The organism is Clostridium estertheticum (assembly GCF_011065935.2).
Classification (GTDB): Bacteria; Bacillota; Clostridia; order Clostridiales; family Clostridiaceae; genus Clostridium_AD; species Clostridium_AD estertheticum_A.
The window spans coordinates 2392004-2405289 of sequence record NZ_JAAMNH020000001.1; the positions used below are offsets into that span (position 1 = coordinate 2392004).

The 13286-nt window shown below is 32.7% G+C and carries 16 protein-coding genes; 12 read left to right on the forward strand and 4 right to left on the reverse strand.

Features of this window, described 5'->3' with window-relative positions; translation table 11 throughout:
- Positions 1-220: 220 nt before the first annotated feature.
- Positions 221-1084 (forward strand): DegV family protein, encoded by an 864-nt coding sequence (locus G9F72_RS11155; protein ID WP_164958940.1) that lies wholly within the window; start codon positions 221-223, stop codon positions 1082-1084.
- 182 nt (positions 1085-1266) lie between these two features.
- Here G9F72_RS11155 and G9F72_RS11160 read toward each other — a convergent pair whose 3' ends face one another.
- The 3 genes from G9F72_RS11160 to G9F72_RS11170 form a co-directional block, all read right to left on the reverse strand.
- Positions 1267-1881: a hypothetical protein gene (locus G9F72_RS11160; RefSeq protein ID WP_164958941.1), complete on the reverse strand. Its 615-nt coding sequence runs from the start codon at positions 1879-1881 to the stop codon at positions 1267-1269.
- Positions 1882-2002: 121 nt separating this feature from the next.
- Positions 2003-2779 carry a protein-glutamine gamma-glutamyltransferase gene (locus tag G9F72_RS11165; protein ID WP_164958942.1) on the reverse strand — a complete coding sequence of 259 codons (777 nt, stop codon included), beginning with the start codon at positions 2777-2779 and terminating at the stop codon, positions 2003-2005.
- A gap of 49 nt (positions 2780-2828) precedes the next feature.
- Positions 2829-3587, reverse strand: a complete 759-nt coding sequence (locus G9F72_RS11170) for a hypothetical protein (protein WP_164958943.1) — start codon at positions 3585-3587, stop codon at positions 2829-2831.
- Positions 3588-3945: 358 nt separating this feature from the next.
- On the opposite strand from G9F72_RS11170, the gene G9F72_RS11175 reads away from it, so the two are divergent.
- From G9F72_RS11175 to G9F72_RS11225, 11 genes are all read left to right on the forward strand, one after another.
- Positions 3946-4671 (forward strand): GntR family transcriptional regulator, encoded by a 726-nt coding sequence (locus G9F72_RS11175; protein WP_164958944.1) that lies wholly within the window; start codon positions 3946-3948, stop codon positions 4669-4671.
- A 101-nt stretch (positions 4672-4772) separates the two neighbouring features.
- A complete protein-coding gene (gene agaV / locus G9F72_RS11180; RefSeq protein WP_164958945.1) occupies positions 4773-5249 on the forward strand; it encodes a PTS N-acetylgalactosamine transporter subunit IIB in 477 nt (158 codons plus the stop codon).
- A 66-nt stretch (positions 5250-5315) separates the two neighbouring features.
- Positions 5316-6083 (forward strand): PTS N-acetylgalactosamine transporter subunit IIC, encoded by a 768-nt coding sequence (gene agaW, locus G9F72_RS11185; protein WP_164958946.1) that lies wholly within the window; start codon positions 5316-5318, stop codon positions 6081-6083.
- Complete coding sequence (locus G9F72_RS11190) at positions 6073-6894, forward strand: PTS system mannose/fructose/sorbose family transporter subunit IID (protein ID WP_164958947.1); 822 nt, start codon at positions 6073-6075, stop codon at positions 6892-6894. The genes agaW and G9F72_RS11190 overlap by 11 nt, the downstream gene beginning before the upstream one ends.
- An 81-nt stretch (positions 6895-6975) precedes the next feature.
- Complete coding sequence (locus G9F72_RS11195; protein WP_164958948.1) at positions 6976-7833, forward strand: tagatose bisphosphate family class II aldolase; 858 nt, start codon at positions 6976-6978, stop codon at positions 7831-7833.
- Positions 7830-8756, forward strand: coding sequence for a 1-phosphofructokinase (gene pfkB, locus G9F72_RS11200; protein ID WP_164958949.1), 927 nt, complete (start codon positions 7830-7832; stop codon positions 8754-8756). Before G9F72_RS11195 ends, pfkB begins: the two co-directional genes overlap by 4 nt.
- A 31-nt stretch (positions 8757-8787) precedes the next feature.
- A complete protein-coding gene (locus G9F72_RS11205; RefSeq protein ID WP_164958950.1) occupies positions 8788-9930 on the forward strand; it encodes an SIS domain-containing protein in 1143 nt (380 codons plus the stop codon).
- Between the two features lie 81 nt (positions 9931-10011).
- Positions 10012-10497, forward strand: coding sequence for a PTS galactosamine transporter subunit IIB (gene agaB / locus G9F72_RS11210; RefSeq protein WP_164958951.1), 486 nt, complete (start codon positions 10012-10014; stop codon positions 10495-10497).
- 1 nt (position 10498) lies between these two features.
- Positions 10499-11293 carry a PTS galactosamine transporter subunit IIC gene (gene agaC, locus G9F72_RS11215; RefSeq protein WP_164958952.1) on the forward strand — a complete coding sequence of 265 codons (795 nt, stop codon included), beginning with the start codon at positions 10499-10501 and terminating at the stop codon, positions 11291-11293.
- Positions 11271-12080 (forward strand): PTS galactosamine transporter subunit IID, encoded by an 810-nt coding sequence (gene agaD, locus G9F72_RS11220; protein ID WP_164958953.1) that lies wholly within the window; start codon positions 11271-11273, stop codon positions 12078-12080. Before agaC ends, agaD begins: the two co-directional genes overlap by 23 nt.
- Position 12081: 1 nt before the next feature.
- Entirely contained in the window at positions 12082-12516 is a 435-nt protein-coding gene (locus G9F72_RS11225) for a PTS sugar transporter subunit IIA (protein ID WP_164958954.1), read from the forward strand.
- Positions 12517-12572: 56 nt separating this feature from the next.
- Here G9F72_RS11225 and G9F72_RS11230 read toward each other — a convergent pair whose 3' ends face one another.
- Positions 12573-13055, reverse strand: coding sequence for a GNAT family N-acetyltransferase (locus tag G9F72_RS11230; protein ID WP_164958955.1), 483 nt, complete (start codon positions 13053-13055; stop codon positions 12573-12575).
- Between the last annotated feature and the right edge of the window lie 231 nt (positions 13056-13286).

Below are 13286 nucleotides of genomic sequence, written 5' to 3' on the forward strand. Positions count from 1 at the left end.
GTATATAAATATACTGAGTTTTATTTTTTTATTTATGAGATTAATAATAAAGACATTACAATAGCAAACATAAACTTACAGTTCAAGATTTCTTTATATCCAATTTAAGACAATAATGGTATGATTAAATAAATGATGTTTACATTGTGCAATATAATAAGTTCTTTAAATGAAGTAAGCAACTAAATAAAACAGTTTTCAATTTTATGGAGGTAAACCTATGAGAAAAATTATTTTATTAACAGAGAGCGGAGCTGATATGCCATTAGACTTAGTTAAATTACATAATATTAAGGTAGTTCCTATGCATGTAATAATGGGGGATAAATCTTATGCAGATGGTTCAATAGCGGTATCACAGGTGTATGATTATTATCAAAGAACTAAAAAAGTACCATCAACATCAGCAACAAATCCAGATGAATATCAGCATGTATTTAAAAGAATAACAGAAGAAAATTCTGGTTGTATTATTATTCATGTTGGATATTCATCGAAACCATCTTGCTCATACCAAAATTCAATCATTGCTTCAGAGGGAATGGAAAATATTTATCATGCTGATGCATTGAATGTTACTGGTGGTTTGGCAGCAATTGTTTTGAAAGCAGCTGAACTTATAGAAAAACATCCAGATATGCTGCCTAATGATTTAGTTAAAAATATTGAGAGTTATGCAGCTAAAGCAAGAGTATCTTTTATCCCTGGTGATCTTGTATATTTGAAGGCAGGAGGACGTGTATCCAATGCGGCCTACTTGGGGGGGACATTGCTACAACTAAAACCACTGATTGAAATTGTGAATGGAGAACTAGTTTCAACCCAAAAGTATCGTGGTAAAATTGGTAATATTGTAGAGAAATATATGAAAGAATATATTGGCAAATACCATATGGATAAAGAACAGATTTATCTTATATATTCTTTGGGCATTGAAGAACACATAAAACAACATATGGAACAAATTGCAAAAGTGGAAGGCTTTAAAAAAATTATATGGATTCAAGCGGGATGTATGATTTCAGCTCATAGTGGTCCTGGAGCTATTGGAATAGCAGCATTTGAAAACATGAGTTCTAAATGAAAATATTTTAGGACAGAAATTAGTGTAATTAAAGTACGGCAAGGATTTGAGGCTAATAATAATATAAGAAAAAATATAAAAGTAGCCAATCTCTTGAGGAGAATGGCTACTAACTATCGCTTAATTCATTAGTACGCTATACGATGACTGGGCTCATTTCATAATGTTATTAGCCGCTAATCCTAATATCCATGATGGGATCCATGATCGGATCCATGATGGAATCCATGATGGAATCCATGATCGAATTCATGATCGAATCCATGATCGAATCCATGATCGAATCCATGATCGAATCCATGATCGAACATTCTTCTCCGTCTTCTTCTTCCAAGTAAATCTCTGATAAACAATATTCTAGTTAAATCCTCAATTGGACCTCTTCTGCCTATCCCGAGTATTTGTCTCATATCATTATTATCATTTCGATCATCGTCATCCTTATGGTGCTCTTCGTACTTGTCACATATTTCTTTACACATATGATCCATTTCTTCCTTACTAGGGCAATACATTGTACCATGCATGGACTCCATCATATCACAATGATGCTTTACCATGGGATGTATCCTCATATAAATCTTAGGATACATGTTTTTTAAATCTTTATCATCTTCATCATGCATTGGCATACACATCATAGGCATACACATCATAGACATACACATCATAGGCATACTCATCATAGGCATATCATTCATGGGCATATCCGTCATAGGCATATCTGTCATAGGCATATCCTTCATGGGAATATTTTGTCCAAGATTTTCATAATCTTTACTACGATAGTTGTACATAAGTACCTCCAAAATAATATTCACCATTTATATTATTCTGTTATCATTGTTTTGTTACAATAGCTGTCTTATTACCTTGCACTATCCATAACGTATACCAATAGGGTAGGTAGCACTAGATTTAATTGGTAGATGATGAAATAAATTTAAAATATATATCAGATAAATTTTTAAAATCCAGGCGTGCAGCTGAATCTAGTAAATAAGCGGATATTTTTGCCTCCTCTATTCTAAATTTATTTAATTCAATAATTATATCTTCAGCATTTCCTATTCCTATACCATGACCAAAATAAATTCCATTACCGAGGTCTATAACATTTTCTCCTTGCCATTCAGGCTTTACTGGGTTTACATCAGGGTTATCAAAGTATCTTCTATCTCCTGGTAAATAATCACTTCGTTTTTTTAAATAACCTGCATCCTCAAGCAAATCATCTATATAATGCCAATTCATTAATTGTATTTTAGGAAATAACTCATTAAAAAGTTTTTCTGCAAATACATTAAGCAATGCTTGATAATAAATAATAATCATTGCGGTAGCGCATTCAGTACCATATTTAGAACTATTTATAGAAATGTCCTCAATAGCCACACTGGGAATTATTCCTTTTTTCAATACAAAGCCACCTTCATCAGTACGATCCCAATAATCAAGATTACACATTGATTTACGAAAGGTTGTAAAGGACACATCGCCTTCATTGAGTTTTTTAGCAGCAATAACAATATTATTTCGTAATTTTAACTCAAACTGCAATTGATTTAATGAATTATACTCATACAGCTCTTTGCTCAAATCCATCTTAGTAATGATATCTATCTCAATATCATTTGGTTTATATTTATTTATAAAAGTATCAACTTTAACAATATTGTTAGAAATTATGATCATTTACTAGCCTCCTTATATTTCTTTAATTAGTTATAACAATTATCAAATGTTAGGTTCCGAGCCTAGCTTCAGCAATGCTTATTTGCTTAATTATTGAATAGTTAATCCATGATTTCCATAAATATATATTTTCATAATGGATTCTGAGTGAGAAGCTTGATAGAAGTAGCTTGTTACTTTCATCTAAGTCGTTAAAATAATATAATAAGCTGTTTTCTTTTGCAGTGTATGGTATGAAGGGTTTTGCAGTATAAAGTGATACCTGTTTGCATAGATATTTGGCATCTAAAGCTACAATATATGGTATAGGCTTACTGGTTCTCTGAAAACTTTCCCCCGTAAAATATAAAAAGGGATAATTCTCTTTAAGCCAATAAAAAAAAGATATATATTGTTTTTCACTACTTTTTTCCATGGTCATATCTATGGAAGGAACAAAATCTAGAAGTTTGCATGCTAACTTAACATCATTTACGTCCTCTGAAATTAAATAGTTAGCGATTAACATTAAGCTATATGGATCTCTCGCTTGAAAAAAAGCCCAGATTAGATCATGAGTAAAAAGACCTTTTCTGTTTCTAAAAAAAATCATGTCTACTATAATAGGTAAAATTGTTTTATCCTTATGAATCTTAATTAAAAGTATGGCAGCGACATCTAAAAATTCATCCTGTTCATTGCTTAACCCATGTTGAGCTATACCTCTTTCAAACATACCTTTCAGAACAGGATATCCTAGTTCCATATGTTTAGAATATAAATATTGAATCTTTGAAAAACTTGAGGTATCTATATTATCTAAATACATATAATCCCTCCTTAATATTTTATTCTAGATTTTAATATAAATAAAAAACCATATTATATAATATTATCAATGTAGCCATCATGTTAAAGATATTGTATTGAAAGAACCAAAAGGTAAAAGCAGATGGTTCTTTATCTGTTTTATTTTAACTTTCTATTCTCTTATTTTTAGCTAAGAAAGGGGTTACGGGTTTTCTTGAGACTAAACGGCAATGTAATTTATGAAGTATAATATTTATTATAATAATATGGTATATAAGTTAAATTTAGGAATAAAATATAGTATTAATAGAAAGTGGTACGAACCACATAAGCAGTGTAACTGTTTACTTTAAAATAAAATGGATAAAGGGGAATACATGAAATCTATAGATAAAGATAGCAGAATACCTTTATATGTACAACTGATGGATATTATTATTAAAGATATTGAAGAATGCATGAAAGAAGGAGACAGGTTACCATCAGAAAGAGATTTTTGTGAAAAATATGATCTGAGCAGATCTACAGTAAGGCAGGCATTGTTGGAGCTAGAAAGCGAAGGGTATATATATAAGGTTCATGGTAAAGGCACATTTGTGCTGCCAAAGGGGATGAAGCAGGATCTTTTAAAGTTTTATAGTTTCACTGAAGAAATGAAAAAGAATTCTAGAAATCCAACTTCAAAGGTTTTGAACTTTGCGATAATAGAATGTAATGAGAAAATTAGTGGGAGAATGAATTTGAAAATTGGAGATACGATTTATAAGTTTACGAGATTAAGGCTTGCAGATGATGTTCCAATGATTATAGAAACAAGCTATATACCATATAACAGATTTCCAGGTATAACAAAGGTTGACCTAGAGAAAGAAGCAATGTATGACATATTTTCTAAAAGATTTAATGCAAAATTTACTATGGCTGAAGAATACTTCGAGCCTGTAATGACTAATGAATATGAGGCCAGTCATTTAAAAATATCTAAAAGGATTCCAAGTCTAAAAATTGAACGTTATACTTACGAACGAGGCGAAGTTATTGAATATACTGTAAGCATCGCCAGAGGAGATAAATTTAAATATCATGTCACTCTTAAAAAATAGGAGTGACATATAAAATATCCTATGCGGTACGTACATAATTACCGGGGCTTTTGTGTTATGCAGGTTATGAGGAGGAAGAATAATATTTAGGAGGTCTTATTATGCCGAATATTTTACTAACAAGAATTGATAATCGTTTAATTCATGGACAGGTGGCCGTAACCTGGTCAAGTCATCTGGGTGCAAACCTAATACTTGTTGCCAATGATGAAGTTGCAGGTAATGAAGTTCAACAGAGTCTTATGGACATGGCAGTTTCAGATGTGGTTGAGACTCGTTACTTTACATTACAAGAAACTATAGATAAAATAGGCTTTGCATCAGATAATCAATATATTTTCCTAGTAGTTAGAAATCCACAGGATGCTTTGAGGCTTGTAAAAGGCGGAGTTCCAATTGTGGAAATAAACATTGGAAATATGCATTATAGTGAAGGCAAGGAGCAGATTACAAGTACTGTATCCATTGACGATTCGGATAAAGAAGCATTTAGAGAATTAAACAAGCGAGGCATAAAAATGGAGATCAGAAGAGTACCTGATGAGAGAGCAAAAAAGATAATGGACTTTGTAAAATGATCTGATAACCTTATCATTATGAAAATGATGGTATTGATTATATAGTTATTAATTAGGGGGGAATAAATGTTTTTACAAGCGTTATTAGTAGCACTTTGGGCAGGTATTGCCGGGATTGACTTGTTTGACGGTCTTTTCCATGTTCACAGACCTTTGGTAACCGGTATGGTTATAGGACTTATCTTAGGTGATGTTAAAACAGGACTTATTACAGGAGCAACATTAGAACTTGTTTGGATGGGAATGGTACCACTCGCAGGAGCACAACCTCCAAATGTTGTTATCGGTGCTATTATCGGAACATCTTTTGCAATACTTACAAAGCAGGATCCAAAGGTAGCAGTAGGCATAGCAGTGCCATTTGCAGTTGCAGTACAAGGCGCAATTACATTAATATTTACAATATTTTCACCTGTGATGCATAAAGCTGATGAATATGCAGCTAATGCAAATACAAAAGGAATCGAAAAAATCAATTATCTTGGGTTATTATTCTTATTCTTCTTCTATGCAGTAATTGCATTCCTACCAATTTACTTTGGAGCAGATGCTGCAAAGAGTGCAGTTGAAGTACTTCCAACATGGCTTATTGGCGGATTACAGGTTGCAGGCGGAATGATGCCAGCGATAGGTTTTGCAATGCTTCTTAAGATAATGCTTAAAAAAGAGTACGTTCCATTCTTGCTTATTGGGTTTGTATTTGTTGCATACTTTAAGCTTGAAATACTAGGAGTAGCAATACTTGGAACATCAATAGCACTATATGATTTTTATTCAATAAAAAGAAAAGGAGATAATCAACCAAAGAAGGAGGCACGAACAAATGGAATCTAATGTAGTAAAATATAAAAACCAAAGGGTTGAACATGTTATTACTAAAAAAGATTTAATTAAAATAGTTTGGCGTTCATTACTTCTTCAAGCATCCTTCAACTATGAAAGAATGCAGTCTTGTGGTTGGCTATTCGGACTGCTACCAGGACTAAAAAAGATACACAAACAAAAAGAAGATTTAGCTGCATCAATGTCAATGCATATGGAATTCTTTAATACACATCCTTTCCTAGTTACTTTTATAATGGGCATAGTACTAGCTATGGAAGAGAATAAAGAAGATCCAGAGACAATAAGAGGTATAAAGGTTGCTACAATGGGACCTCTTGGCGGAATCGGAGATGCTCTTATATGGCTTACACTATTGCCAATAACGGCTGGTATTGGAGTATCCATGGCAATGGAAGGCAATATTGCTGGACCATTTGTATTCCTTATACTGTTTAATGCAATACATTTTGGATTAAGATTTGGTCTTATGAACTACGGATATAAGACTGGTGTAAAAGCTATAAAATCCTTGAAGGAAAGCACAAAGTATGTATCTCATGCTGCTTCAATAATTGGGTTAACAGTTGTTGGTGGTTTAATAGCTTCTTACATTGCATTAAATATTAAAGCGGTAATACAGGCAGGGCAGGCAAAAGTAGGTATTCAAGCAGACGTATTTGACAAAATCATGCCGAAGATGCTACCACTGGCATATACATTTTTAATGTACTATCTATTAAAGAAAAAGGTTTCACCTGTTATGCTTGTAGGGATAACAGTAGTTGTAGGAATTCTTGGTAGGGTTTTAGGCATATTATAATTTAATTAACTGCTGGACCAAAATAAGTGAATATTTAATTTGGTCCAGTAATATTTTCATACAATTTTTGGAGGTTAAATTATGAAAAAAATTATATCAACAAAGGGAATGTTAGTCAAAGCTCAGAGAGAACATTATGCAGTTCCTGCATTTAACATACATAACTTAGAAACCATACAAGTAGTATTAGAAGCTGCGTCAGAGCTTAAGTCTCCAGTAATTTTAGCTGGAACACCAAGTACTATTAGCTATGCAGGTGGAGAATATTTAGTTGCTATAGTAAATGCAGCTGCTCAAATGTACGATATTCCAATAGCGTTACATTTGGATCATTTTGAAAATTTAGATGAAATTAAACATTATATAGATATGGGATTTACTTCTGCCATGATTGATGCTTCAAAAGATGATTTTGAAGAAAATGTAGCAAAGGTGAGAGAAATAGTTGAGTATGCCCACCTAAATGGAGTTACCGTGGAAGCAGAACTCGGTAGGCTTTGCGGTGAGGAAGATGATTTAATTGTAAATTGTAAGGATAATTTATATACAGACCCAGAGGCTGCTATGGAATTCGCTGAAAGAACAGGCATAGATTCCTTAGCTGTCGCCATAGGTACAGCTCATGGACTTTACCATGGAGACCCAAAGCTTGATTTTGATAGATTAGTAGAAATAAGAAAAAGAGTAAAAGTACCACTAGTGCTACATGGAGCATCTGATGTTCCAGGAGACAAGGTGATTAAGACTATAGGGCTTGGTATATGCAAAGTAAATATAGCTACAGATTTAAAGATTCCTTTTTCCAATGCAGTAAAGAAATACTTCATTGAAAATCCAGATGCGAGCGATCCTAGAAAATATATGACACCAGGAAAGAAAGCAATGAAACAAATAATAATTGAAAAAATAAAAATGTGTGGAAGTGAAAATAAGGCATGATAACCACAATAACTCTAAATGCAGCAATTGATAAGCAATATCTTATAGATAATTTAAAAACTGGTACTGTTATGAGGGCATTAAAAGTAAACAACACTCCGGGAGGAAAAGGAATTAATGTGAGTAAGGTCGCAAGGCTTTTAGGAGAAGAAGTTACAGCGGCGGGATTTATTGGTGGTGCCAACGGAAGATATATTGAGTCCTCTATTGAAAAGCTTAGCATTACAAGTAAAATGACAAGAATAAGTGGCGAAAGTAGATGCTGCCTTGCCATTATAGATAAAGACTTTACCCAGACTGAAATATTAGAACCTGGTCCAGTGGTGAAAAAAGAAGAATTGGAAATCTTTATAAAAACCTATAGTGAGGTTATAAAAAACAGTGAAATTGTATGTGCATCGGGAAGTGTTCCTAAAGGTGTGCCTAATGATATTTATAATACTCTCATTACTATTGCAAAAAAAGAAAATAAGAGATTTATTTTAGATTCAAGCGGGTGTTATTTAGGCCTTGGAATAGAAGCATTGCCATATTTGGTAAAGCCAAATAAAGACGAACTTGCAATGCTTACTGGTGAAGCTTGCGAATATGAAATAGACATAATAAGGCAAGTAAAAAAGCTTAATAAAAAAGGTATAAAATTTGTAGTAGTATCTCTAGGGAGTAAGGGCTTAATTGCAGGAGCTTTCAATAATATATACAAAGTTAGTTTACCTAAAGTAATTGCCATAAACCCTGTAGGCTCTGGGGATTCAATGGTAGCCGGATTTGCAGCTGGACTTATGAGAAATTACTCCATTGAAAAGCTTCTTGCATTTGCATCTGCTTGCGGCAGCGCAAATGCAATGGAACAAGCCACAGGCTTTGTAAAGATACAGAATGTAAATAAGATTATGAAAGAGATTGTGATTGAAAAAATATAATCATATATATAATCAAAGAAGGAGGAGTAAAATGGAAAAAATATTTGGTTTTACACAAGAGGATATTAAAGAAAAAGGCATGACTTATACAGCAAATGAAATAAATAGGCAACCAAAAGTGTGGACGTCTATTTATGACAAAATTTCATATAATCGAGAAAAAATCAAAGATTTTATGAACTCCTTTGATAGTGACACGAGAATTATATTTATGGGAGCAGGAAGCTCTGCTTTTATTGGTGATTCTTTGGCACCATTAGTTAGAAAAGAATTCAAATTTAGTGATGTGGAATCTATTCACACCACAGATATTGTTGCGAGTCCATCGCAATATTTTGTTAGGAATGTTAAAACAGTTTTAGTTTCATTTGGGAGATCCGGCGACAGTCCGGAAAGCATTGCAGCAATCGAAATAGCTGAGAAGCATATAAACAATTTGTATCATATCATAATAACCTGTAATCCACTGGGGAAATTAGCGGAATATACAAATGAGAGAACTTTAAATTTAGTATTTGAGGAGATTAACGATGAGGGATTTGCAATGACCAGCAGTGTAACTGGTATGATGCTAGCGGCTTATAGCATATTTGCCATTGAAAAGAATTTAAAAGAAGAAGTAAGCATAATAGCGGGTTATGCTAAAGAGATTATAATGAACAAATATTCCATTATTTCTAAGGTACTGGCAAAAACTGTGAATAGGCTAATTGTTTTAGGCTCAGCTAACCTCTTTGGAGTAGCAAGAGAATCAGCACTTAAGAGTATAGAACTCACAAGAGGAGAAGTAATGTCTTGGTATGACACACCAATGGGTTTTAGACATGGACCTAAATCTTTACTTACTGATAATGCAGTTATATTATTCTTTGTATCAAATAATGAATATACAAGAAAGTATGATATGGATATGCTACATGAACTATCAAAATCTAAAAAGCATAAGTTATTAGTAGTTTCAGATAAATATTATTTAGAGGTCGAGGACTATGCTGATGTTTACATATATAATTCAATGGAAAAGGTAGTAGGCGAGTCATTTACACCATATAGTGCACTTTTAGTAGCCCAAATATTTGCATTATTTGCATCGTTAAAAATAGGGTGTACACCTGATAATCCATTCCCTAATGGAGAAGTAAATAGGGTTGTAAAAGGTGTTTTAATTCATTAATAATTGGGAAAATGTGCCCATATAAATTTGTGACAGCCATTTAAAGAGTGTCACATCTCCAAAAAAGAGGAGGATATATTAATGGGAGTACCAAACATTTTATTAGCACGTATTGATAATAGATTAGTACACGGACAAGTAGGTGTAACTTGGACCACTTCACTTGGCGTAAATTTAATTGTTGTTGTTGACAATCAGGTAGCTAATGACCCTCTTCAACAGCAACTTATGAGTGTTACTGCTGAATTATCCGGTGTAGGTATTAGATTCTTTACAGTGCAGCGAACGGTAGATATTATTGCTAAAGCAACACCCGCTCAAAAGATTTTTATAGTTTGTAAAACACCTTTAGAAATAAGAGAATTACTTGATGGCGGTGTTCCTTTAAAAGATGTAAACGTTGGCAACATGCATTTTTCAAAGGGTAAACACCAGATAAGTAAAAAGGTTTATGTTGATGAAAAAGACTTAGAAAACTTGCACTACATTGAATCAAAAGGAGTTAATGTATTTATACAAGATATTCCGAATGATATAAAAGAAAAAATCAAATACGGGGGGAAATAGTATGCACAGTATTACTCTAATACAAGGTATTTTATTATCAGTCATGGCAATCATAGTTGGCATAGACTTTTGGTTAGAGGCACTTTTTTTATTCAGGCCAATTATAGTTTGTACATTAACAGGCATTATACTAGGAGATGTCAAATTGGGGTTAATGGCAGGAGGGTTAACGGAACTTGCATTCGCAGGGCTAACTCCAGCAGGAGGAACACAGCCTCCTAATCCTGTTCTGGCGGGTATTATGACTACGGTTATAGCATTTACATCAGGATCAGATCCTAAAACAGCAATTGGTCTTGCATTACCATTTAGCTTTTTAATGCAATATATTATTTTATTCTACTATTCAAGTTTTTCAATTTTCATGGGAAGAGCAGATAAATATGCAGCAGAGGCGGATACGAAATCACTTGTAAAATTAAATATTATTACTACTGCAATAGTTGCTATTACGTACGGTATAGTAGTATTTACATGTGCTTATCTAGCACAAGGTGCAATGCAAGCATTAGTTCAATCAATGCCAGCGTGGTTAACTCATGGGTTTGAGATAGCAGGAGGAGTATTGCCAGCAGTTGGGTTTGGTATGCTTCTAAAGGTAATGCTTAAAGGCGAATATGTGCCATTTTTGATAATAGGATTTTTAGTAGCTTCATTCTTAAATTTTTCCAATTTATTACCAGTTGCGCTTGTAGGAACAGCATTAGCTATTATGGAATATAATAGTTCAAAAAATAAGCTGGTAGCAACAACTACAAATAATGTTGAAGGAGATGATTTTAGTGACGGAATCTAAAAAAGTTTTAACTAAAAAGGATATCACAAAACTAGGGTTTTTCTCCTCATTTTTGCAAGCTAGCTTTAACTACGAAAGGATGCAGGCTGGAGGGTTTCTAGTAGCTCAGCTTCCATTTTTAAAGAAGATATATAAAGATGATAAAGAAGGTTTGTCAGAAGCAATGAAAGACAACCTTGAATTTATTAACACTCATCCAAATTTAGTAGGATTTCTTATGGGATTACTTTTATCATTAGAAGAAAATCATGATGATAGAAATATAATAAAAGGCTTAAAAGTAGCTTTATTTGGACCTTTAGCTGGTATCGGAGACGCAATATTTTGGTTCACGATATTGCCAATAGTTGCAGGAATAAGTGCTTCTTTTGCACTACAAGGTAGTATTTTAGGTCCAATTATATTCTTTGCGGTTTATTTAACTATTTTCATATTACGTATAGCTTGGACACACCTTGGGTATAATACTGGAATCAAAGCTATAGGATTAATTAAGGAAAAATCACAAATAATATCCAAGGCTGCAACAATACTTGGCATAACAGTAATTGGAGGACTTATAGCATCTTATATAAAAATTAGTGTATTAACACAGATTCCTATTAATGCTGAACACTCGGTATCTATACAGAAAGATTTCTTTGATAGAATATTCCCCAATATGCTACCAATGGCATACGCATTATTAATGTTTTACTTATTAAAAAAGAAAAAAATAAGTCCAATAGCTTTAATATTTATAACATTCGTTTTAGCGATATTATTGTCATTCCTTGGAGTGTTATAATATGCAGACAATTATTATAATAAGCGGACATGGTGAGTATGCAACTGGTATGAAAAGTGCTTTTGAACTTTTAGCCGGAGGAAATGAGAATTTATATTTTATCGATTTCACAGTGGAGGATACAGATGAAACATTAAGAGAAAAATTTAACAACATAATAAACATAAACTCAAATACATCTATATTATTCTTTTGCGATATAATGGGTGGAACTCCTTTTAAAACGGCTGCTTTAATTGCTAATGATAAAGACAACATAGAAGTTATAGCAGGGTGTAACTTAGTTTCATTAATTGAAGCTAAATTCCAAAATGATACTACATCTATAAAAGAATTAGCTAAGATCGTAGTAAATTCAAGTATAAACTCAACGTGCATATTTAAAAAGGTTAAAACAACGCAGGTAAAGAATATTAAGACTGAGGATGGGATTTAATTAATAAAAGCGGAGTTATTAAATTAACTTCGCTTTTCAACTTACTTGGTGAATTTCTACATATTTATCCATTCATTCCAGCTTATTTCTCTTCCCGGATATGCAACATTATTAAATTGCCACTGTTCTTTCACCCATTTTTTTACTGTCTCATATAATAATTCATCAAGGCCACTTTTTAATTCACTGGATCTTGCCCATAAATATATTTCTGCATCAAAAGAACCTTTTTTACTTGGATAAATATATATACACCCCAAACATTTACTTTCATCTAAGCTCACTACTGTATATGTAAATGCCTGTCTTTTAATAAACTCCTCTTGATGCTCACGTAAATCTGCTAAATCTTCTTCTAGGGTCATGTTGTCCTTAGGCCAACCACTTTTGTCTAATGGATTTCTTAATTCTTCCTTACTTGACATTACAGCTTCATAATCTTTCTCCACATCATCAATTGATAACATTCTTAATTTGAATTTTTCAGTTTCTAATATTTGTGGAATTACAAAATCACTAGGAACAAATTCCTTTGACATTTTTATCTATCCCCTTCATTAATATTTTGTTTTTCTTAGACATATAAAAAAATAATAATTATTATTTGTCAGGGCTCAAAGTATCTTATTGTAATTATATAACATTTTAACATATTAATCATAAATTAGCAAAAACTTTGGAGCAGTTCCTTATGCTACTGATGAAACTCGTGAAGAATATTTAAATGAAGTAACAAATATAGTTAAAGAAACTTTGTAAAGCAGTATGGC

Coding starts and splice junctions, on each gene's coding strand:
- G9F72_RS11155 (WP_164958940.1), top strand. CDS start 221: ATGAGAAAAATTATTTTATTAACAGAGAGCGGAGCTGATATGCCATTA.
- G9F72_RS11160 (WP_164958941.1), bottom strand. CDS start 1,881: ATGTACAACTATCGTAGTAAAGATTATGAAAATCTTGGACAAAATATT.
- G9F72_RS11165 (WP_164958942.1), bottom strand. CDS start 2,779: ATGATCATAATTTCTAACAATATTGTTAAAGTTGATACTTTTATAAAT.
- G9F72_RS11170 (WP_164958943.1), bottom strand. CDS start 3,587: ATGTATTTAGATAATATAGATACCTCAAGTTTTTCAAAGATTCAATAT.
- G9F72_RS11175 (WP_164958944.1), top strand. CDS start 3,946: ATGAAATCTATAGATAAAGATAGCAGAATACCTTTATATGTACAACTG.
- agaV (WP_164958945.1), top strand. CDS start 4,773: ATGCCGAATATTTTACTAACAAGAATTGATAATCGTTTAATTCATGGA.
- agaW (WP_164958946.1), top strand. CDS start 5,316: ATGTTTTTACAAGCGTTATTAGTAGCACTTTGGGCAGGTATTGCCGGG.
- G9F72_RS11190 (WP_164958947.1), top strand. CDS start 6,073: ATGGAATCTAATGTAGTAAAATATAAAAACCAAAGGGTTGAACATGTT.
- G9F72_RS11195 (WP_164958948.1), top strand. CDS start 6,976: ATGAAAAAAATTATATCAACAAAGGGAATGTTAGTCAAAGCTCAGAGA.
- pfkB (WP_164958949.1), top strand. CDS start 7,830: ATGATAACCACAATAACTCTAAATGCAGCAATTGATAAGCAATATCTT.
- G9F72_RS11205 (WP_164958950.1), top strand. CDS start 8,788: ATGGAAAAAATATTTGGTTTTACACAAGAGGATATTAAAGAAAAAGGC.
- agaB (WP_164958951.1), top strand. CDS start 10,012: ATGGGAGTACCAAACATTTTATTAGCACGTATTGATAATAGATTAGTA.
- agaC (WP_164958952.1), top strand. CDS start 10,499: ATGCACAGTATTACTCTAATACAAGGTATTTTATTATCAGTCATGGCA.
- agaD (WP_164958953.1), top strand. CDS start 11,271: ATGATTTTAGTGACGGAATCTAAAAAAGTTTTAACTAAAAAGGATATC.
- G9F72_RS11225 (WP_164958954.1), top strand. CDS start 12,082: ATGCAGACAATTATTATAATAAGCGGACATGGTGAGTATGCAACTGGT.
- G9F72_RS11230 (WP_164958955.1), bottom strand. CDS start 13,055: ATGTCAAAGGAATTTGTTCCTAGTGATTTTGTAATTCCACAAATATTA.